We start from the raw sequence: 20,758 nt of genomic DNA, 5'->3' as shown, positions 1-20,758 counted from the left end.
AAAGATGAACGAAGAAGAATTGAGGGCTTTAAGAATATTATTGAAAGCCTCTACCAGTGTTGAAAAACTTGTGAAAAAAGATATGAGTTCTTATGGATTAAACGCAACAGAGTTTACAGTTTTAGAGCTTCTTTACAGTAAAGGAAAGCAGCCTATCCAAAAAATCGGACAGCAAGTACTGCTTGCTTCGAGCAGCATCACTTATGTTGTTAAACAACTTGAAGAAAAGAGACTGATCAATCGGATCGTTGATGTAAGGGACAGGCGTGTCACGTTTTGTGAATTGACTACTAAAGGTAAATCGTTGATGGAGGATATTTTCCCTAAACACGCCGAGAAGATATCAGAAATTTTTGAATCATGTTCCAATGAAGAAGTTTTGGCTCTTCAGACGACACTTAAAAAGATAGGCTATAAAGCGGCTGATCTATTAAAATAATAGTGAGTCATTTGGATAAAGTTGTTGAGAGCCATCCGCTTGGAAGCGTTTAGTCGCTAAGATCGTTTTTTTATGGTATAATGATTAAAGGATTATAAAAAAACTATGAAAGAATTGAGGGATGAAAGTGGCAAAAGTTGAAATAACCACTGAAGTTCAAGACCTTGTGGAAACAGAACTTCGAAAAGGCGCCAGCAATTCCCGTATTGCTAATCTACTAGATTTGCCTTACAAAGAAGCAGTAGAGATTATTGAAACAATCAAAGAGAATTTGAGACCAGACGTTGGTGATGAAATCATTTTTACTTTTCGCGATGAACCAATGGAAGGTAAAATAGAAAAATTACTGACGAATAGTGCGATAGTTAAAATCAACTGGACGCATTCAGCTGAACGCATGCATGATTTGGTGGAAGAAAAAACAGTTGTTAATTTTAAGGATATCGAAGGCTTTAAAAGTCAAGTTAACGAAGAAGAACAAGAGTGAACAGCGGATAAGCCATTTTAAATGGCTTATTTTTTTTAGATTATTCTTGACAGAAATATAAATCTAAGTTATTATTTTGATTGTCAAATAGTTTGACGTTCAAAGCATATTTTAAATGTGAAATTGGAGGGGTTGGTGTGGATCAACGAATAAATGAAGTCAATGAATATTTAGTATCGATATTCAATGATGTCCTTATGATAGAAGAACGAACATTACAAATGAGTCAATTTAAAGATGTTTCGATTAAAGAAATGCACACAATCGATGCCATTGGGATGTATCAGGAACATACAACGAGCGAAGTTGCAAAAAAACTTGGAATCACTGTGGGAACACTAACGGTATCTGTTAACAATCTTGTCAGAAAAGGCTATGTTAAACGGGTGAGAAGCGAGATCGATCGTCGTGTTGTCCAGCTGGCGCTGACCAAAAGAGGCCGGTTACTCTACCGTGTTCATGATAAGTTCCACCGTGATATGGTAAAAGAAACCATTAATGAAATGGACGAAAAAGAGTCTGAAGTACTTATGCTGGGATTAAAAAATCTGCATAGGTATTTGGAACGAACGAAGGGACAGTTACCAGACTAATGAAAACATTCGGCGTAACCATTCATTCAACAGGTAAATATGTTCCAGATAACAGTGTCTACAACGAAACATTGACTCAGTGGATGGATACATCTGATGAATGGATTAGAAAAAGAACAGGAATTAAAAAAAGATATCTTTCTAAAGGTGAAGACACGAGCGATTTATGTATAAAAGCTAGTCTAGATGCTTTAAATAAAAGGAGAATCGATATCAGCCAGATTGGGTTAGTCATTGTAGCCACAATGACTCCGGACAGTCAGTCTCCTTCAGTTTCAAGCAAAGTACAAGCGGCTTTAAAAGCCAATAACGCTATGGCATTTGATTTGAGTGCTGCATGTTCGGGTTTTGTATATGGTTTGTCTGCGGCAGAGAAAATGTTGCGTCACATGGATCATCCCTATGCGCTTGTCATTGGTGGCGAAGTGATGTCAAAGACATTGGATTGGAATGATCGGAAAACCTCTGTGTTATTCGGTGATGGGGCTGGAGCAGTTATTCTGAAGAAAGAATCAGGTGCTGAAAGCTTTATTGCAGAAGATCTGCATACCGATGGAGAAAAAGGTCATGCACTCGTTTCAGGTGAGCAGGCAGTCAGAAATCCCCTTTGCGAAATGAATGTTAAAGATGGTTTTTTAGTGATGGATGGTCGTGCGATATTCAATTTTGTAACCAAATCGATACCTAAAAGTATTGAGCAGGTTTTAAAAAAAGGATCAGCAGACATTATAGATGTCGATTACTTTTTACTGCATCAGGCAAATGCGAGGATCATTGAAATCGTATCAAAAAAATTAGACCGACCGCTAAGTAAATTTTTGATGAATATCGAAAATTATGGGAATACGTCGGCTGCCAGTCTGCCTATACTGCTGGATGAATCGATCGAGAATGGAACGATCAAACTGAATAGTGGACAAACCATTGTTTTAAGTGCATTTGGTGGCGGATTGACCTGGGGAACGCTTTTAATAAAAATATAATAATAAACTAATAACTAAATGGAGGAATCAGCAATGACAACATTCGAACAAATTCAGGAAATTATCGTGGATCAATTAGACAAAGAAGAAAGCGAAGTACAAATGGATACAAATTTCAGAGATGAACTTGAAGCAGACAGTTTGGATTTATTCCAGATCATTAACGATATTGAAGATGAATTTGATATCAAAATTGAGTCTGAAGAAGGTTTGAATACAGTTAAAGATTTGGTAGACTACGTTGAAAAACAAAAAGAAGCTAAATAAATATGGAAGGAGCTCCTAGATGAATCAATCATTAATCGAAAAGATAGGGATCGATTATCCTATCATACAAGGAGCCATGTCCTGGGTAGCGACTCCAAGTCTCGCAGCAGCGGTCTCCAACGCTGGAGGCCTGGGTATGTTAGGTTCAGGCCATGAACCCGGAGAGTTTATCAGAGGATTGATCAAAGAAACAAAAAAGTTGACAGATAAACCTTTCGGGGTAAATTTACTGCTCTTGTCCCCATACGTGGATGAAGTCGTGGGTGTGATCTGTGAAGAGAACATCAAAGTGATAACGACAGGCGCGGGAAGTCCCGGAAAATATATGCATAGGTTCAAAGAAGCGGGAGTTACAGTTATACCAGTCGTCGCTTCAGTGGCATTAGCACGTCGTATGGAAAAAGAAGGTGCGCACGCCGTCATTTGTGAAGGAATGGAAGCTGGTGGACATATTGGTAAACTGACTACGATGACGCTTGTCCCTCAAGTCGTTGATGCGGTAAAAATACCCGTTATTGCAGCTGGTGGAATCGCTGACGGACGGGGTATGGCTGCAGCCTTTGCACTTGGAGCTTCTGCTGTTCAATTAGGTACACGGTTTGTTGTTGTTCATGAAAGTATTGCGCACGATACATTTAAACAGCGTATCATTAAAGCACGCGATATCGATACCGTAGTTACGGGGCAAATCACTGGACATCCAGTCAGAGTTTTAAGAAACAAATTAACGAAAGAGTATTTAAAAGTGGAAAAAGAATTGTCGAGTGACAATGATCCTGATTTTTCACGATTGGAAGAATTGGCTAAAGGAGCGCTTAGAAAAGCAGTCGTTGAAGGCGATAAAGATGGCGGCTCGTTTATGTCCGGACAAATAGCTGGTCTCGTAAAAAAAGAGCAGAGCAGTCATGAAATCATTCAGGAACTCATGAGTGAATATGGTGAAATAGTCAGGAATCCAATATTTTTTTGATTATTTACTTTGATATTCAAACAAATAAAATGAAAGCATATCTGCTTTTAAATGACTAAAGGAACAGGAGAGATCGTTTGAAAACTGCTTTTTTATTCAGTGGACAAGGAGCCCAGTACAACGAAATGGGCAAAGATTTTTATGATAACTATAGTGAAGTCAGAGGAATTTTTGATATGGCCAGTAGACAATTGGGTACTGATTTAGCTGAACTATGTTTCAATAATGATGCGCGATTAAATGAAACGGCCTATACCCAACCCGCCATACTGACTGTCAGTCATGCCATCGAACACATCGTGAAGACGTCCGTGGGCATTTCTCCCGACGCTGTTGCCGGATTGAGTCTAGGTGAATACACAGCTTTGGTTTCATCAGGCGCTTTAACTTTCGAAGAGGCGATACCTTTAGTTCATAAACGTGGTTCGTTAATGGAACAAGCTGTACCAGATGGAGAAGGAGCAATGGCTGCGGTTTTAGGTTTAAATGCCTCTACATTAGCACAACTATGTAAAGAAGTCTCAAAAGATTCCTTCGTTTCCATAGCGAATTATAACGCTCCAGAACAACTGGTTATCTCCGGTGAAACTGACGGAGTAGATAGAATAATGAAAAAAGCAATGGATAAGGGGGCCAAAAAAACATCACGATTAAAAGTGAGTGGCCCTTTTCATACGAAAATGCTGGAACCTGCTGCACATGAATTCTCTGAAGATCTTGGCAAAGTAGCTTTTAAATCGTTCACTACACCTGTCTATTCTAATGTCACAGCTGAAGTTTATACTGATGCTGCAATGATCAAACCACTTTTAGAAAAACAGATCGCATCATCTGTGAAATTTGAACAAATGATCAAACAAATGATTTCTGATGGGGTGACGACCTTTGTTCAAGTAGGACCTGGAAAAGCACTGCGTTCATTTGTTAAACGTATCGACAGAGATGTGACTGTGAAAAACATCGAGAAGATCAAGCAATTGGAAACCATTGCGAAGGTATTTCAGTCTTAAAGGAGCCGAGTATGGACAATAAAAAAGTTGTAATTGTTACGGGTAGTTCAAGAGGTATAGGTAAAGCGATCGCGTCTGCATTTTTAAAAGAAGGGCACACGGTCGTTGTCAATGGCCGATCGGAATTCACTCCTGAATTGCTGGAGTATTTCAATGCATTTAGCGGAGAGGTTCATCCTGTCGTAGGAGACATCAGCGATGAATCGTTTGTAAAAAAAATGATCAAAGAAATAAAGAAAACATTTAAAAAAATCGATGTCCTAGTGAATAATGCAGGACTTACGAGAGATAATCTGCTTATCCGAATGACCGAAGAAGAGTTTGATTCTACGCTGTCAGTTAATTTGAAAGGGACTTTTTTTACCGCAAGAGAAGTTGCTAAAGTTATGTTGAAGCAGCGCTCAGGGCATATCATCAACATTTCAAGCGTGGTAGGAACAATTGGAAATGTCGGACAGTCCAATTATGCTGCAAGTAAAGCTGGTGTGATTGGCTTTACAAAGTCTATTGCTAAAGAACTAGCATCACGCGGGGTTATGATTAATGCCATCGCACCTGGTTTTATTGAATCTGACATGACCGATAGCCTAACAGAGGACATCAAGGAACAGGCTTTGCAGTCCATACCACTCAAACGACTGGGTACGGTAGAAGAAATTGCAGAATTAGTGACTTTTTTGAGTGATCAGAAATACATTACGGGTCAAGTGCTGCATGTTGATGGCGGCATGGTCATGAATGGCTAAATCTAGGAGGATACAAATGGAAAGAGTTGTCGTTACAGGTTTGGGAGCTATTACTCCTTTAGGAAACTCTGCACAAGAATTTTGGACAGGATTAAAGACGGGAAAAAATGGTATTGGTCCTTTAACAAAATTTGATGGAGGAGCGATAGATGTTAGCGTCGCTGGAGAAGTGAAAAATTTTGTACCCAAGGAACTGATGGACAGAAAATTAGCTAAACGCATGGATCCCTTTTCACAATACGGTGTCGCAGCGGCACTAGAAGCAATGAGAGACAGCGGATTGGAGGACTTTGATTTTGATGCTGATCGATTAGGTGTGATTGTTGGTTCTGGTATTGGCGGATTAGATACGATGCAGAAACAAATCATAAAAATGCATGAAAAAGGATTAGATAGAGTGGAACCCCTGTTTGTCCCTAAAGCCATAGGGAACATGGTAGCTGGAAATATTTCGATTGCTACAGGAGCTAAGGGTCTTAATTTATCGATCGTCACCGCCTGTGCTTCGGGCAATAACTCGATCGGTGAAGCATTCAGACAAATCAAACACGGTTATGCAGATTATATGCTGGCAGGCGGATCTGAAGCGAGCGTGAATGAAATCGGCATGTCCGGCTTTGCTGCATTAAATGCCTTATCAACAAGCAATGATCCAGATACAGCCTCAATACCTTTTGATAAAAACCGCCACGGCTTCGTTATGGGTGAAGGTTCAGGTGTTATTATACTTGAAAGTCTGTCTTCAGCTAAAGAACGTGGCGCGCATATTTATGCTGAAATCGTTGGCTACGGCGCAACAGGCGACAGTTTCCACATGACGGCACCTACACCAGACGGCGAAGGGGCTGCGAAAGCTATGAAGATGGCCATGAAAGAAGCTGGGATAGAACCGGGCGAAGTAGGGTATATAAACGCACATGGAACATCAACACCGGCCAATGACTCTGCAGAAACGAGTGCTATAAAATTAGCCCTTGGAGAAGCAGCATCTAAAACAGTTGCAGTATCGAGCACAAAAAGTATGACTGGGCATTTATTAGGTGGAGCAGGAGCAATAGAAGCCATTGCGACCGTAATATCTCTTCAAGAAAACATTATGCCTCCAACGATCAATACAAAAGAATTGGATGAAAAATGTGATTTAGACTATATTCTCGGAGAAGCTCGTACAAAAGAAAACATCTATGCTTTAAACAATTCACTTGGTTTTGGCGGGCATAATGCGGTGACCTGTTTTAAAAAATGGAGTGATACTGAATGAAAAACGAAGAAATAAAAGAATTGATTCAATTGATCGATCAGTCTAGTCTCACGCATTTTGAATTTCAGAATGCGTCGGCTTCACTCAAACTCAGTAAGCGCGATGCTGATAGCACAAATCAAACGTTAGATTCAGTTCAAGCGAGTGAACAGGTTAGTACATTAAAGCAAGAAAGCAAAGCTAAACAAACGGAAAAAACAGAAATGGAAGTCGATTCAGTCGAGGTCGAAAATGCAGAAGATGAATCTTTTCATTTAATCAAATCACCGATCGTCGGCACAAGTTATCTCTCTAGCTCACCGGATTCTGAACCTTTCGTCAAAGCAGGCGATACTGTCGAGGAAGGCCAGACTGTCCTTATTATTGAAGCAATGAAAGTGATGAATGAAATCAAAAGCGATATAAAAGGGACAGTAGAAGAGATAAGTGTTGAAGACGGCCAGGCGATTGAGTTTGATCAGACACTAATAAAAATAAAAGCGACTTAAAAGGAGATTACAATGACATCAATGAATATTGCGGAGATTCAGGAACTGATCCCGAATCGCTATCCTATTTATTATATAGATAAAGTGACAGAAATGATTCCAGGTGAACATGTCACAGCAGTCAAAAATGTTACGATAAACGAAGAGTTTTTCCAGGGGCATTTTCCTGGAGACCCAGTCATGCCTGGTGTACTGATTGTTGAAAGTCTTGCTCAAGCGGGGTCGATCCCACTCCTTAAACTGGACCGGTTCAAATCACAGACGGCTTATTTAGGCGGACTGAATAAAGTAAAATTCAGGAAAAAAGTTCAGCCCGGGGATGTTCTTGAGCTGAAAGTGGATATCGTGAAATTAAAAGATTATGCGGGCATCGGTAAAGGTGTCGCATACGTTGACGGTAAGAAAGTATGTGAAGCGGAACTGACTTTTATTATTGGTAGATAATAAAAATATTGGTTAAAAATGACTAAGGAAGGTATGTGCATGTTTAAGAAAATACTTATAGCCAATAGAGGAGAAATTGCCGTTCGGATCATTCGAGCCTGTCAGGAATTAAATATTAAAACAGTGGCTGTCTACTCAACGGCGGATAAGGATGCGCTTCACATGCAGCTGGCAGATGAAGCAGTATGCATAGGACCTTCTAAAGCAAATGAGTCCTACTTGAATATACATAATATTCTAAGTGCAGCTGTTTTGACTGGAGCTGAAGCTATTCATCCAGGTTTTGGATTTCTTTCTGAAAACAGTACATTTGCAGCAATGTGTGAAGAAGTGAATGTATCTTTTATCGGTCCTAAAAAAGAAGTGATCGATCAGATGGGAAATAAATCCAATGCCAGAGATATGATGAAAAAAGCAAATGTACCTGTTGTTCCTGGAAGCGATCGATCGATTACAGAGTTTGAAGAGGTCAAAGATATGGTCGATGAGATCGGTCTCCCGGTTATTATAAAAGCAGTTGCCGGCGGGGGAGGAAAAGGGATGCGCATGGTTTATTCTGAAGCAGAACTTGAAGCAAATTTCCTTCAGGCCCAATCAGAGTCTAAAGCTGCTTTTGATGATGACCGTATGTATGTCGAACGGATCATTGCGCCGGCTAAACATATCGAGGTGCAAATCTTAGGTGATCATTACGGTAATGTGATTCATTTAGGTGAACGAGACTGTTCTCTACAGAGAAATCATCAGAAGATTTTAGAAGAAGCACCAGGCCCGTCATTGACCGAAGAAACGAGACAGCGTATTTGTCAAAGTGCAGTAGCAGCTGCAAAAACAGTTGGTTACGAAAATGCGGGGACCATTGAGTTTCTTGTAGACACTGACGAAAATTTTTATTTTATGGAAATGAACACACGCATTCAAGTGGAGCACCCGATCACTGAAATGATCACAGCAGTGGATATTGTTAAAGAACAAATCAAAATTGCTTCAGGCGAACCTCTGTCTCTTACTCAAGCAGACGTGACCTTAACAGGACATGCGATAGAGTGTCGTATCAATGCTGAGAATCCGTCATTTAATTTTGCGCCTTCTCCTGGGACGATCGAATTTTTAAATATACCGTCTGGAGGATTAGGACTGCGTGTGGATACAGCAATGTATGCCGGTGCAGTAATTCCTCCTTATTATGATGCTATGATCGCTAAAGTGATTACGCACGGCAATTCAAGGGCTGAGGCAATCAGTAAAATGGATCGGGCTTTAAACGAAATGGTCATAGAAGGTATTCAGACTAACCTGGATTTTCATATCTACCTACTTCACGATGAGGATTTTAAAAGCGGTCACTATACAACTGACACCCTTAAAAATATTATTATTCCACGCTGGCTTGGAAACAAGGAGGCTAACGGATGAGGTTATTCAAGAAAAGACCTTATATCTCTCTGCAAAAAACACAAGGCCAAAACGGACCTCAAGTACCGGACGGTATGTTTGAGAAATGTCCCAACTGCCAAAAGCCTATATATGTGAAAGCTTTAGGTAAAGCGAGACGTTGCCCAAATTGTCAGTACACGTTTAGAATCAGCGCACAAGAAAGACTGACGATAACCGTCGATCCTAAATCATTTAAAGAATGGGATACGGAAGTGACAACACTAAACCCACTTGATTTTCCAGATTATGAAAACAAAATAGCTAAAATACAAATAAAAACGGGCCTGAGAGAAGCAGTCATGACCGGGGAGGCGCGTATAAGCGGGCATGATACAGCTATAGGCATCATGGATTCTAATTTTATAATGGGCAGTATGGGACAGGCTGTCGGAGAAAAAATCACCCGTCTATTTGAAAAAGCAGCTGAAAAAGAGCTGCCGGTCGTCCTTTTTACAGCCTCAGGCGGAGCGCGTATGCAGGAAGGAATTTTCTCACTTATGCAGATGGCTAAGACAAGTTCAGCCATTAAACGCTTCTCCGACAAAGGACTGTTTTATCTGACCATTTTGACAGATCCAACGACTGGCGGTGTGACAGCAAGTTTTGCTATGGAAGGCGATATTATTCTGGCTGAGCCAGGAGCCCTAGTCGGCTTTGCAGGTAAAAGGGTGATCGAACAGACTATCAAGGCTTCACTGCCTGATGATTTCCAGCTGGCTGAGACAGTTATGAAAAATGGCTTTATCGACCAGATCGTCGAAAGAGAAAAGCTGAAACCAGTCATTGCCTCTCTCATAGATATGCACTCCTGTTCTATTGGAAAAGAAGGTGGACAACATGAGTAATGCAATGGAGATCGTCAAGCAGGCACGTCAAACAGATCGATTAAGTATGAAAGAGATAACCACTGAAATGATTGAAGGATTTATTGAGTTGCATGGAGACAGACTGTACAAAGATGATCAGGCAATCATTGGAGGAATAGGTAAAATAAATGGTATGCCAATCACTGTTATTGGAAATGAGAAAGGCACAGATGTAAACGAAAGTGTCCAGCGTAATTTTGGCTCGCCGCATCCAGAAGGATACCGTAAGTCTTTAAGATTAATGAAGCAGGCTGAAAAATTCAATCGGCCCGTCGTGAACTTCATCAACACTTCTGGAGCGTACTGTGGTGTCGAGGCAGAGGAACGCGGACAAGGCGAAGCAATCGCAAAAAATTTGTTTGAAATGAGCAATTTAAAAGTCCCTGTCCTTTCGATCATTATGGGAGAAGGCGGCAGTGGAGGGGCTTTGGCTCTTGCCTTGGCAGATGAGGTTTGGATGATGGAGTATTCCATTTATTCTATCTTATCTCCTGAAGGTTTTGCTTCGATCCTTTGGAAAGATGCCAAACGATCAGCTGAAGCGGCGGATTTGATGCGTTTAACATCCATTGATTTAAAAGAACTGGGTGTTGTTGAACGGGTTATCACTGAAAAGAAAAATGACGAATGGATAGAAAAACAGCTCTTAATGAAACAAATGAAAAAAAATATTTATGATAAACTGATCAATTTAGCTGCAATGCCTAAAGAGACATTAGTAGAGAAACGCTATCAGAGATTTAGAAAGTTTTGAGCAATGGGTGAATATGATCCCATTGCTTTTTTATATACTGATTCATGGTCTACTTGTGATAAACTAGTGAAGAGGTGAGAGAAGCAATGGGAGAACAAATAGAATTTCCAAAAAATTATACTGTATATATGGCAGAAGTCATGAACGCTTTACAGAAAGGTAATATCGTGACCGCCATCGATTATATGAAAAAAGCGTATCGTATTAAAAAAGAAGACAGTTTGAATATTTTACTGGTTTCTTCTTTATTACAAGTGGGAGATAATGAAGAGGCACTGCTCTTGGCAGACTCAAAACCTGACTTTTATGAAGCAGATGAAAAAAGGCTGCTTATCTATGTTGAAGTTTTAATAGAAAATAATCAGATACTTAAGGCAGAGAAATATATCAACGAACAATTAACAAACACATTGGCGAAATACTCTGAGTCCTGGATACGGCTAGCTGATCAATTAAATGAACTCAAAGAGCTGCAGGAAAAAAACAGACAAAAAGAAGAAGAAAAGCTTCTGAGAAACCTTTTCTCTCTGCCGTCACTCAATACGCTCGAACAGTTTTCCAGGATGAAAGATATCTATAAACTGACTAATCCACATCTAATCCAGTTAGCTGAACAGCTTCTTGTCAACCCGTATATTCATCCATTTAATCGTGCAACGCTTTTTTCTCTTTTAACAGAAAGAGGAATGGATAGACAGATTAAGTATCTTTGGTTTGGAGAATCGAAGGATATAAATCCAATAAATACGTTGTCCATAGAAGAAAGTCCGACAGCCGCTCGATTATTTGAAGAACTGGATGCTGTTCTTTCAAAAAATCCTTCGCTTTATCAATTAGCTGAAAACGAACTGAAAACACTTCTCTTGATGTTGTATCCGTTTGAAAAAGACAGCATTGTTTGCGGCGAGGAGAGACTGTGGATCGAAGCGATTATCCAAACACTGGAATTAACGGAAGAAACTCAAATCAATGACGAGAATACGAAACTTTTGGATATTGCGAGAAGGATCAAAAAGATTCGTGAAGAATTACTGCGTTTTGAAGGACAATAGTTTACATTTGCCCTCAAATATTGTATGATATGTAAGTATGTTCGATTCATATATATAATAAATTGTTTGCAGCTGGATGAAAGAAATACTGGCTGCGTCTATTTATAACGTTTAAAACAAAATAAATGTTGGAGGTAAATAGTAATGGAAACAAGTTTTGAAAAGACTGGGGCAACTACTGGTCGCTTAGAGTTTACAATTGATCAAGAAACAGTAAAAAATGGATTAGATAAAACATTTAAAAAAGTACAGAAAAACTTAAATGTTCCCGGATTCCGAAAAGGGCGAGTACCTCGTCGCATTTTCAACCAAATGTATGGTGAAGCGGCTTTATACGAAGATACACTAAACGACTTACTGCCTGAAGCTTATTCCAAAGCAATCGGCGAAGTGGACGTGGAGCCTGTTGCTCAACCAAATATCGATATTAAATCAATTGAGAAAAATCAGGATTGGGAATTAGTTGCTGAATTAACTTTGAAACCTGACGTGGAACTTGGTCAGTACAAAGATTTAGATGTAACAAAACAAGACCGAACAGTAGAAGAAGACGAAGTTAACGAAAGAATTGAAAAGCGTCGTCAAGACATGGCAGAACTTGTACTTAAAGAGGAAGCTGCTGAAGAAGGCGACACAGTCGTTATCGACTATGAAGGCTTTAAAGGTGATGAAGCATTTGAAGGTGGAAAAGATGAGAACCATTCACTTGAGTTAGGATCTAATTCTTTCATTCCAGGATTTGAAGAGCAGCTGGTGGGCGTTAAAGCTGGCGAGGAAAAAGAAATCAGCTTGACTTTCCCTGAAGACTACCAGGCTGAAGATCTAGCTGGCGAGGATGTAACTTTCAAGGTCAAAGTGCATGAAGTGAAATCCAAAGAACTACCAGAACTCGATGATGAATTCGTCAAAGATTTAGATGAAGACGTTGAAACCGTTGATGAATTAAAAGAAAAAGTTCGTAAAGAGCTTGAAGCAAACAAAGAAGCAGCAGCAAATGATGCTAAAGACGATGAAGCTATCAGAAAAGCTGTAGAAAATGCTAAAATCGAAGAAATTCCTGACGAAATGGCACATGAAGAAGTCCACCGTCAGATGGAGATGTTCTTAAATAACTTGAAACAACAAGGCATATCAGCAGACATGTACTACCAAATGACAGGCTCCACTGAAGCAGATCTGCATAAGCAGTTTGAAGGCGAAGCTGAATTTAATGTTCGTACAAACTTGGTGCTGGAAGCTATTGTTGAAGAAGAAAACCTTGAAGCAACTGAGGAAGATAGAGAAAAAGAAATACAGGAATTAGCTGAACAATATAATATGGACGTTGAACAAGTAAAAAATGTTCTTTCTCCGCAACTTTTAAATAGAGATATTTCATTGAAAAAAGCAATTGATTTAATTACTTCAACTGCCAATGAAACTTTGGAATCAGAAAAGGATTCTGACTCTGAATAATTTTAAATAGAGATTGGGGATGCTGATGCAGCATTCCCGTTTTTCTTAGAACGACGTGTACAAAAACTGGTAAAGGGGTGACCGAATATATGTTTGATGATGAAGGACAAAATGGGAACATTTCGTGCTCTTTTTGTGGGAAATCTCAGGGTCAAGTTAAAAAAATCGTAGCTGGGCCTGGTGTCTATATATGCAATGAGTGTGTAGATCTTTGTCAGGAAATCATGGATGAAGAATTCAGTAGGCAAACCTTTGATGATGATATGACTGTACCTAAACCATTTGAAATCAGAGAGATTTTAAATGAATATATTATTGGTCAGGAATCTGCTAAGAGAACGTTATCTGTAGCGGTATACAATCATTATAAGCGCATCAACAGCATGGTGGATGCAGAAGACGATGATGTTGAACTTCAAAAAAGTAATATATGTCTGATCGGTCCAACAGGGTCTGGTAAAACGTATCTAGCGCAAACATTGGCCCGTCTTTTAAATGTTCCTTTTGCTATAGCAGACGCTACTAATTTAACTGAAGCAGGATATGTCGGCGAAGATGTCGAAAATATTCTTTTAAAATTACTGCAGTCAGCGGATTATGATGTGGAAAGAGCTCAGCGAGGGATCATTTACGTTGATGAGATCGATAAAATTGCTCGAAAATCAGAAAACGTTTCTATCACAAGAGACGTCAGTGGTGAAGGTGTCCAGCAAGCCTTGCTCAAAATTCTTGAAGGAACAACAGCAAGTGTGCCCCCACAAGGAGGACGAAAGCATCCACACCAGGAACTGGTTCAAATCGATACAACCAACATCCTGTTTATTGTAGGTGGAGCATTTGATGGAATCGAAACAATCGTGAAAAACCGTTTAGGCGACAAAGTTATTGGATTCGGAGCATCTACCCAGCGTAAAGAAACGGAAGACAAAGGCAGCATCATGCAGCAGATCATTCCGGAAGATTTACTGAAATATGGCTTGATCCCTGAATTTATTGGCCGATTGCCGATCACTGCTGTTTTGGATAAATTAAATGAAGATGATCTAGTTGAAATTTTGACCAAACCTAAGAACTCACTTGTAAAGCAGTACAAAAAACTACTCAAAATCGATGATGTCGATTTGGAATTTGAGGAAGATGCTTTGCGCAGTATTGGTAAAAAAGCAATTGAACGCGACACGGGCGCACGAGGTTTGCGTTCGATCATAGAGACATTAATGATGGATATCATGTTTGAAGTACCAAGTCGTACTGAAATCAAGAAAGTTCGTATAACTGAAGAAACTGTTGAAACCAATAAAAACCCGCTGTTTTATGATGAAAATGGTGAAATGGTCAGTTAATCAGCATAAAACTATAAAAAAAGCTGCGATTCCGCTATTACTTACGCGGGAACGCGGTTTTTTTGCTATTGAAAACAGGTTAGCTGCTAGTTTTAATTAAAATAGGATGCGCATCAAACTAAAATAATGCATTGTTAAATTCTGGACTAGATTCAGAGCATTCAAATAAAGCAAATCACTGACTCGGTCAAACATCACCACCATCTTTAAGTTTTTTTAATATTTGAACAACCACGAACCGACCAAAGGCATAGGTTTATATAAGGGAAGAGTCAAAATGCTTTGACTCTTTAAAACCCATTGAACTAAGTACAAAAACCCTTCCCAACCAATCATTGCAATCGATCAGGAAGGTTTAAATATATTACCTGTAGAAATAAGATAAATCACTGGCAGTTGATGGATAAGCGAATACGATATCAGATAAGTCTTCGATTTTCACTTTTTTATTGATGAGGATACTGAAATAGTTTATCAATTCATCGGCTTCATTATTGATGCAAGTCGCCCCGACAACCTGTTTTTTTTCATCGTCAATAACTACTTTCACTTTGGATACAGGTTCATTTTTTCTAAGATAAGTGAAAAAATCCGTAGCATCCAGCTCTCTGATTTTGTAGTTGTTTTTATCTGATTCAGCTTCCTCAACTGATACACCCACTTTAGCCAGCTTAGGACTTGTGAAGACTATACTGGGGATGCTTGGGTAGTTGATTTTGTTTAGTTTACCACTTAGAAACTGATCTGTGAGATATCCTGCTTCGAGGCTGGAAACAGGGGTAAGCTTAGGCTGTTCTTTTGATAAAACATCTCCTAATGCATAGACAGAAGGGTTACTTGTTTGAAGGTAGTCATCAACTTTTATCCCTTTTTTATCATAGTCAACGCCGGCTTTTTCCAGATTCAACTTATCGATGCTTGGTGCGCGACCTGTCGTGCCAAAGACCAGATCTGTTTTTAGAGAAAAGTCGCCATCATCAGTGAGTAAATAACTGTCAGATTCTTTCTTGATTTTGGTGATATTCGTATTTAAATGAAAACTCACACCATTAGACTTCAACTGTTCCATAACCACTTCTACAAATTCCTGATCAAATTGTTTGAGTGGGGCAGAATCATGCTGAATGACATGGACTTTTGCTCCGGTAGCTGAAGCTATAGCTGCAAATTCAAATGCAATATAGCCACCCCCAATAAACGTTATGGTTTCAGGCATGTCTGATAGAGATAAAAAGTCATCACTTGTCAGAAAATGTTCTTTTCCATCAATGTCCAGGATATTGGGATGAGCACCTGTAGCAATGATAAAGCGCTCAGCTGATAGTGTATCATCGTTGACTTTTACAGTCTTTTCATCTGTGAATTCAGCAGTTCCGTAAAAGGTATCTGCTCCTGCCGATACAAGGCTTTGCTGACTTTTTTCAGGGACAGAATCAGTATAGCTCTTTTTAAAACGCATTAAATCATCCCAATTAATGGAGGGCGTAGCTGTGATGCCTTTTTCCTGCATCTGATGAGCCATGGACTGAGCTTCAACAGCAGAAACCATCATTTTCTTCGGGTCGCATCCTTTGTTTGGACAAGTCCCTCCCCATAAATCGTTTTCGATGACCGCTACTTTTTTATTTTTTGAAGCGAGACTCGAAGCGACTGACTTACCGCCAGGGCCACTACCAATGACTATCACATCGTATGTGTTGTTCAAAGTATCCTCTCCTAACATTTTAGATATCAATAAATAAAAGGTGACAACTGTAAAAATATTTTCAGTTTAAAAGCGGAGATTTTTCTTTATTTGACAAAACAGACAATACTTTCTTTATTTCTTGTTAACTGAGGCATCGTATATTGTTTCGACTGCTTTTTTTAGTGATTCATTGAATTCTTCATCAGTCTGATCATAACGAAGATCCTGCGCTAAAGCTCTTGAAAAACTGGCAATAATATTGTCATTATGTCTAAGCTTTTCATTGGCTTCCTTTCGTGAGTAACCGCCGGACAAAGCAACAACTCTAACGACTTTTGGATGTTCTGTCAATTCTTTATATAAGTTGGATTGATCTGGCAGGGTCAACTTAAGCATGACTTTTTCGTCATCAGCAAGTTTATCTAAATGTTTCATTATTTCATTTTTTAGAATGTTTTCAGCTTCTGCTTTATCATCACTGTGAATATTTACTTCCGGTTCAACAATAGGGACTAAGCCCGCATCAGTGATTTGCTTTGCCACTTCGAATTGCTGCTGAACGATTTCTTTGATACCCTCTTCATTTGCTTCATGGATCACTGAGCGCATTTTAGTACCAAATATATTTCTCTCATTTGCCCGCTCAAGCATTTTTTCTAAACCAGGGTTAGGTTTCATCATCTGAACACCTTTAGCTCTGTCAGCAAGTCCTTTATCGATTTTCAGGAAAGGAGCAATTCCTTTAACCTCTGATAAATAGTCTGCTGTGTATTTGCCTTCGATTTTACTATCCATCGTTTGTTCAAAAAGTATGGCTCCAAGTATATGTTCTGAATCAAAAGCAGGGGCTGTAATGATTCGTGTTCTCATTTGATGGACACGATCGAACATTTCCTCTTCAGATGAGTAGGTATCTTCCGCCACGCCATAAGCAGCCAATGCTTTAGGGGTGCTTCCTCCACTTTGGTCTAAAGCTGCAATAAATCCCTTACCATTTGACATTCTTTCCATTTGTTTCTCTTTCATTGTTCAACACTCCTTAATTTTTAAAAATAAGATTGAAAGAAAAATCTCCTATAAATATTGTATCATTAGAATTAAAAAACATATAGTAAAGCACATTCACAAAGAGAATTTTATGCAAAAAGTATATCTAAGATAGTGATTCAATCGAACCAGCGGATTTTTAATAAATATGACAGTAGACTGTAACAAAACATGTATTTGTAACCAATATTTAATATTCATCTTTATGTTGCCAAGAAATATGTTATACTTATTAGTGCTTCACTAAAAGAATCAAGGAGAGATGACGATGAATAGCAATAAAATCAATTATGCTGATATAACGATTAGTGCAGTTTCTCCTTCTCAATATCCCAAAGAGGGGCTACCAGAAATCGTACTGGCAGGTCGTTCCAATGTAGGAAAATCGTCTTTTATAAATACGATGGTCAACCGAAAAAAGCTTGCGCGGACCTCAGGAAAACCTGGAAAAACAAGAACTCTGAATTTTTTTAATATTGAAAATGAACTCTTTTTTGTAGACGTCCCAGGATATGGCTACGCTAAAGCCTCTAACGCTGAACAGGAAAAATGGGGGCGTATGATGGAAGATTACTTTTCGACCAGAGAAGAGTTGGTGCTGGGCATCCTTCTTGTCGATTTCAGGCATGAACCCTCAGAACATGATCGCTTGATGTACGATTTTTATAAGCATTTCGATGTGCCGGTTTTTATTGTGGCGACTAAGTCTGACAAAATTAAAAAAGCGAAGTATAACAAGCACGAAAGTATTATAAGAAAAGCATTGGATATAGATCCTGACGATAAATTTTTCACTTTTTCCTCTTTCACAAAGGAAGGAAGAAATGAAATCTGGGAAGCAATCGCTGCACATTTACAAAAGGATGAGAGAACATGAAACTGATTATGTATGGAATGAATCAGGATACTGTTGCTTCAGATGATCTTCATAAATATCGTCTTGACTATTCAATGAGAGAAAGACATTTAACTGATATCAGTTCTTTTAAAGGCGTTTCTGAAGTCGCATTGATCAGTACTGAAAGCAGAAATGAATATTATTTATACATTGACGAAAAAGCATTTAAACATGGTGACTTGTTAAGATATTTATCTGCTTATACAGGAAGATGTCTGGAAGATATTATTCTCGAGACCTACAGCAAATTCAATGGTGATGTGGTGAGCCATCTGTTTCGCTTAACGAGCATGATAAGTGAGCAGGCGATTCCTTTAAGTGTGCTGGAACAGTCGCTTTATGAAGGGAATTTATTTGAAACGTCGGGTAAAACCTTGACGCGTTTATTCGAGGGTGCCTTGACTTTTTCTCTTTCGCTTTATGATGAAAAATCTTTGTATCCTATTTTGATCGGCAATGAGGCAGAAATCATACAGTCCATGAAGAATTATTTTTCTTTGAAAGAAGATCTGGACTTTCTTATAATAGGAAACCATCAGATCATAAAACAAGTGTCCATGTATCTTATCGGAAAAGCAGATACATATCTCACTTTTCTAGGAAAAAATGAGAAATCAAGAAAGATGATAGCGAGTGTTAAGAGAAGACTGTCAATTGTCAATAAACCGAGAAAAATAAATACAGTTCAGACTGCGGATTTGAATCAGCTTGTTTATCGGTTATCCAAGTCTGATGTCATCATCATCGGTCCATCTATAAAGAATGCGTGGTTGTCCTTTGAACTGCTGGAAGATGTGCTTGAAATGAGACCGTCTAAAAAAAGGCAGTTGATCATAGATTTGTGCGGTTCTCAGGATGAGACACTTTTCATGGATTATCCTGAAATGAATTATGTACAAATACCTCATGATGCTGATAAAGAATATGCGTCAGAAAAATTAAAAGCAGCCAGTGCTTATTATGAAGAGTATGTGCTTAATAAAGTGAATGATTTTATGGAGGATTTTTATCTGGAAAATGAAGAAAACAAAGACAAAATCTCTTTGAAAAAAACATTCAATAATAAGTACCGCTATAATAATCTAAAAAGTTCTAAAGTATAAGAAGAGTCTAATGCGGGCTCTTCTTTTTTACTATCAATCTGATTAGATATCTAAAGGTATTTAGTGTAAAATAAATAGACGACAGAGTAGTGTTTTATAGAAAGAAGGGATATATGTGTCCATGTTTTTGGATCAGGTCAAAGTAAATGTAAAAGCTGGAAACGGCGGAGATGGCATGGTGGCTTTCAGGCGTGAAAAATACGTGCCTGACGGCGGACCAGCTGGAGGCGACGGTGGAGAAGGCGGCGACGTCGTTTTTATTGTAGATGAAGGACTAAGAACGCTTATGGATTTTCGGTATAATCGCCATTTCAAAGCTGAACATGGAGAAAACGGTATGTCAAAAGGCATGCATGGCAGAGGAGCAAAAGATCTTTTTGTAAAAGTTCCACCAGGGACTGTGGTCAAGGATGCGGAGACTGGAACCCTTTATGCCGATTTAACGGAACACAATCAGAAAGCGGTAATAGCCAAGGGTGGCCGCGGGGGTAGAGGAAACATCCGTTTTGCTTCGCCTAAAAATCCTGCTCCGGAAATAGCTGAAAATGGTGAACCAGGTGAAGAAAAAGAAATCGAACTGGAATTAAAAGTATTAGCTGATGTGGGACTTATAGGTTTCCCTTCGGTTGGCAAGTCAACTTTATTATCCGTGGTTTCTGCAGCTCGACCGAAAATCGGGGCCTATCACTTCACAACACTAGTGCCTAATCTTGGCATGGTTAAAACTGAAGACGACCGGAGTTTTGTACTGGCGGACATGCCAGGTTTGATCGAAGGCGCTTCTCAAGGTGTCGGTTTAGGTATTGAGTTTTTACGCCATATCGAAAGAACGAGGGTCCTTCTGCACGTTATTGATATGAGTGGTGTCGAAGGTAGAGATCCTCTTGAAGATTACTATACGATCAATCAGGAGCTGGAGGAATATGATTTGAAACTGCGCGAAAGACCGCAGCTGATCATTGCCAATAAAATGGATATGCCTGACTCGAAAGAGAATCTCCAGAAGTTCAAGGATGCCCTTGAAACAAATGAACAGGACGTCGAAATCTTTGAGGTTTCAGCCTTGACTCAAACTGGATTAAATGCTGTCATGTCTCGAACAGCTGAATTACTGGAAACAGCACCCGAATTTCCATTGTATGAAGAAGAAACAGAAAAAGAGGAAAGAGTACTCTACAAATTTGTACCGGAAAATAAAGAATACACTATTACCCGCGATCCTGATGGCACATGGGAAATCTCTGGAGATAAAGTGCAGAAACTTTACAAGATGACAAATTTTCAGTTTGATGAATCTGTTATGCGCTTTTCAAGACAACTTAGAGGAATGGGGATCGATCAGGCGCTCAGAGATCGTGGGGCGCAAAATGGCGACACAGTGAGAATTGATGATTTTGAATTTGAATTTGTCGAATAAAAGAAAGTAAA

Annotated in this window: 22 protein-coding genes; 20 read left to right on the top strand and 2 right to left on the bottom strand. The window is 39.2% G+C overall.

Annotation, left to right across the window (positions count from 1 at the left end):
• Positions 1 to 4 precede the first annotated feature (4 nt).
• From AKA01nite_RS02770 to clpX, 17 genes are all read left to right on the top strand, one after another.
• The gene (locus tag AKA01nite_RS02770) at positions 5 to 439 is read left to right on the top strand and encodes a MarR family winged helix-turn-helix transcriptional regulator (protein WP_146923587.1); all 435 of its coding nucleotides are present in this window, start codon (positions 5 to 7) and stop codon (positions 437 to 439) included.
• 127 nt (positions 440 to 566) lie between these two features.
• Positions 567 to 926 carry a DUF2187 family protein gene (locus AKA01nite_RS02765; protein WP_186805064.1) on the top strand — a complete coding sequence of 120 codons (360 nt, stop codon included), beginning with the start codon at positions 567 to 569 and terminating at the stop codon, positions 924 to 926.
• 137 nt (positions 927 to 1,063) lie between these two features.
• Positions 1,064 to 1,519, top strand: a complete 456-nt coding sequence (gene fabT / locus AKA01nite_RS02760) for a fatty acid biosynthesis transcriptional regulator FabT (protein ID WP_371860847.1) — start codon at positions 1,064 to 1,066, stop codon at positions 1,517 to 1,519.
• Positions 1,519 to 2,502, top strand: a complete 984-nt coding sequence (locus tag AKA01nite_RS02755) for a beta-ketoacyl-ACP synthase III (RefSeq protein WP_146923583.1) — start codon at positions 1,519 to 1,521, stop codon at positions 2,500 to 2,502. The genes fabT and AKA01nite_RS02755 overlap by 1 nt, the downstream gene beginning before the upstream one ends.
• 33 nt (positions 2,503 to 2,535) lie before the next feature.
• Positions 2,536 to 2,769, top strand: a complete 234-nt coding sequence (locus AKA01nite_RS02750) for an acyl carrier protein (protein WP_146923582.1) — start codon at positions 2,536 to 2,538, stop codon at positions 2,767 to 2,769.
• A gap of 19 nt (positions 2,770 to 2,788) precedes the next feature.
• Entirely contained in the window at positions 2,789 to 3,739 is a 951-nt protein-coding gene (gene fabK / locus AKA01nite_RS02745) for an enoyl-[acyl-carrier-protein] reductase FabK (RefSeq protein ID WP_146923580.1), read from the top strand.
• Positions 3,740 to 3,816: 77 nt separating this feature from the next.
• A complete protein-coding gene (gene fabD, locus AKA01nite_RS02740) occupies positions 3,817 to 4,749 on the top strand; it encodes an ACP S-malonyltransferase (protein WP_146923578.1) in 933 nt (310 codons plus the stop codon).
• A gap of 11 nt (positions 4,750 to 4,760) precedes the next feature.
• A complete protein-coding gene (fabG, locus tag AKA01nite_RS02735; protein ID WP_146923576.1) occupies positions 4,761 to 5,495 on the top strand; it encodes a 3-oxoacyl-[acyl-carrier-protein] reductase in 735 nt (244 codons plus the stop codon).
• Positions 5,496 to 5,511: 16 nt separating this feature from the next.
• Positions 5,512 to 6,756, top strand: coding sequence for a beta-ketoacyl-ACP synthase II (gene fabF / locus AKA01nite_RS02730; RefSeq protein ID WP_146923574.1), 1,245 nt, complete (start codon positions 5,512 to 5,514; stop codon positions 6,754 to 6,756).
• Positions 6,753 to 7,244 carry an acetyl-CoA carboxylase biotin carboxyl carrier protein gene (gene accB, locus AKA01nite_RS02725; RefSeq protein WP_146923572.1) on the top strand — a complete coding sequence of 164 codons (492 nt, stop codon included), beginning with the start codon at positions 6,753 to 6,755 and terminating at the stop codon, positions 7,242 to 7,244. Before fabF ends, accB begins: the two co-directional genes overlap by 4 nt.
• A 21-nt stretch (positions 7,245 to 7,265) precedes the next feature.
• A complete protein-coding gene (gene fabZ, locus AKA01nite_RS02720; protein WP_186805067.1) occupies positions 7,266 to 7,688 on the top strand; it encodes a 3-hydroxyacyl-ACP dehydratase FabZ in 423 nt (140 codons plus the stop codon).
• A 39-nt stretch (positions 7,689 to 7,727) separates the two neighbouring features.
• Positions 7,728 to 9,104, top strand: coding sequence for an acetyl-CoA carboxylase biotin carboxylase subunit (locus AKA01nite_RS02715; protein WP_146923568.1), 1,377 nt, complete (start codon positions 7,728 to 7,730; stop codon positions 9,102 to 9,104).
• Positions 9,101 to 9,970: an acetyl-CoA carboxylase, carboxyltransferase subunit beta gene (gene accD, locus AKA01nite_RS02710; RefSeq protein WP_146923566.1), complete on the top strand. Its 870-nt coding sequence runs from the start codon at positions 9,101 to 9,103 to the stop codon at positions 9,968 to 9,970. The genes AKA01nite_RS02715 and accD overlap by 4 nt, the downstream gene beginning before the upstream one ends.
• On the top strand, positions 9,963 to 10,745 hold the full coding sequence (gene accA / locus AKA01nite_RS02705) for an acetyl-CoA carboxylase carboxyl transferase subunit alpha (protein ID WP_246116971.1): 783 nt from the start codon (positions 9,963 to 9,965) through the stop codon (positions 10,743 to 10,745). The genes accD and accA overlap by 8 nt, the downstream gene beginning before the upstream one ends.
• Positions 10,746 to 10,831: 86 nt before the next feature.
• The gene (locus AKA01nite_RS02700) at positions 10,832 to 11,797 is read left to right on the top strand and encodes a hypothetical protein (protein WP_146923562.1); all 966 of its coding nucleotides are present in this window, start codon (positions 10,832 to 10,834) and stop codon (positions 11,795 to 11,797) included.
• A gap of 144 nt (positions 11,798 to 11,941) precedes the next feature.
• Positions 11,942 to 13,252 (top strand): trigger factor, encoded by a 1,311-nt coding sequence (gene tig / locus AKA01nite_RS02695; protein WP_146923560.1) that lies wholly within the window; start codon positions 11,942 to 11,944, stop codon positions 13,250 to 13,252.
• Between the two features lie 89 nt (positions 13,253 to 13,341).
• A complete protein-coding gene (gene clpX, locus AKA01nite_RS02690) occupies positions 13,342 to 14,595 on the top strand; it encodes an ATP-dependent Clp protease ATP-binding subunit ClpX (protein WP_146923558.1) in 1,254 nt (417 codons plus the stop codon).
• A gap of 364 nt (positions 14,596 to 14,959) precedes the next feature.
• On the opposite strand, the gene AKA01nite_RS02685 is transcribed toward clpX, so the two are convergent.
• On the bottom strand, positions 14,960 to 16,300 hold the full coding sequence (locus AKA01nite_RS02685) for a dihydrolipoyl dehydrogenase family protein (protein WP_246116970.1): 1,341 nt from the start codon (positions 16,298 to 16,300) through the stop codon (positions 14,960 to 14,962).
• A gap of 114 nt (positions 16,301 to 16,414) precedes the next feature.
• Positions 16,415 to 17,308, bottom strand: coding sequence for a fructose bisphosphate aldolase (locus tag AKA01nite_RS02680; protein WP_146923553.1), 894 nt, complete (start codon positions 17,306 to 17,308; stop codon positions 16,415 to 16,417).
• Positions 17,309 to 17,597: 289 nt separating this feature from the next.
• Between AKA01nite_RS02680 and yihA the strand changes: the two genes are divergently transcribed.
• The 3 genes from yihA to obgE all read left to right on the top strand — a co-directional run bounded on the left by yihA (position 17,598) and on the right by obgE (position 20,747).
• Positions 17,598 to 18,206 (top strand): ribosome biogenesis GTP-binding protein YihA/YsxC, encoded by a 609-nt coding sequence (yihA, locus tag AKA01nite_RS02675; protein WP_246116969.1) that lies wholly within the window; start codon positions 17,598 to 17,600, stop codon positions 18,204 to 18,206.
• Entirely contained in the window at positions 18,203 to 19,330 is a 1,128-nt protein-coding gene (locus tag AKA01nite_RS02670) for a Rossmann-fold NAD(P)-binding domain-containing protein (RefSeq protein ID WP_146923549.1), read from the top strand. Before yihA ends, AKA01nite_RS02670 begins: the two co-directional genes overlap by 4 nt.
• Before the next feature lie 121 nt (positions 19,331 to 19,451).
• A complete protein-coding gene (gene obgE / locus AKA01nite_RS02665) occupies positions 19,452 to 20,747 on the top strand; it encodes a GTPase ObgE (protein ID WP_146923646.1) in 1,296 nt (431 codons plus the stop codon).
• Positions 20,748 to 20,758: the final 11 nt, after the last annotated feature.

Origin of the sequence: Alkalibacterium kapii, from assembly GCF_007988865.1 — a bacterium.
Classification (GTDB): Bacteria; Bacillota; Bacilli; order Lactobacillales; family Carnobacteriaceae_A; genus Alkalibacterium; species Alkalibacterium kapii.
Note: the sequence above shows the minus strand (reverse complement) of the source record. Positions and strands in the feature narration are given on the sequence as shown.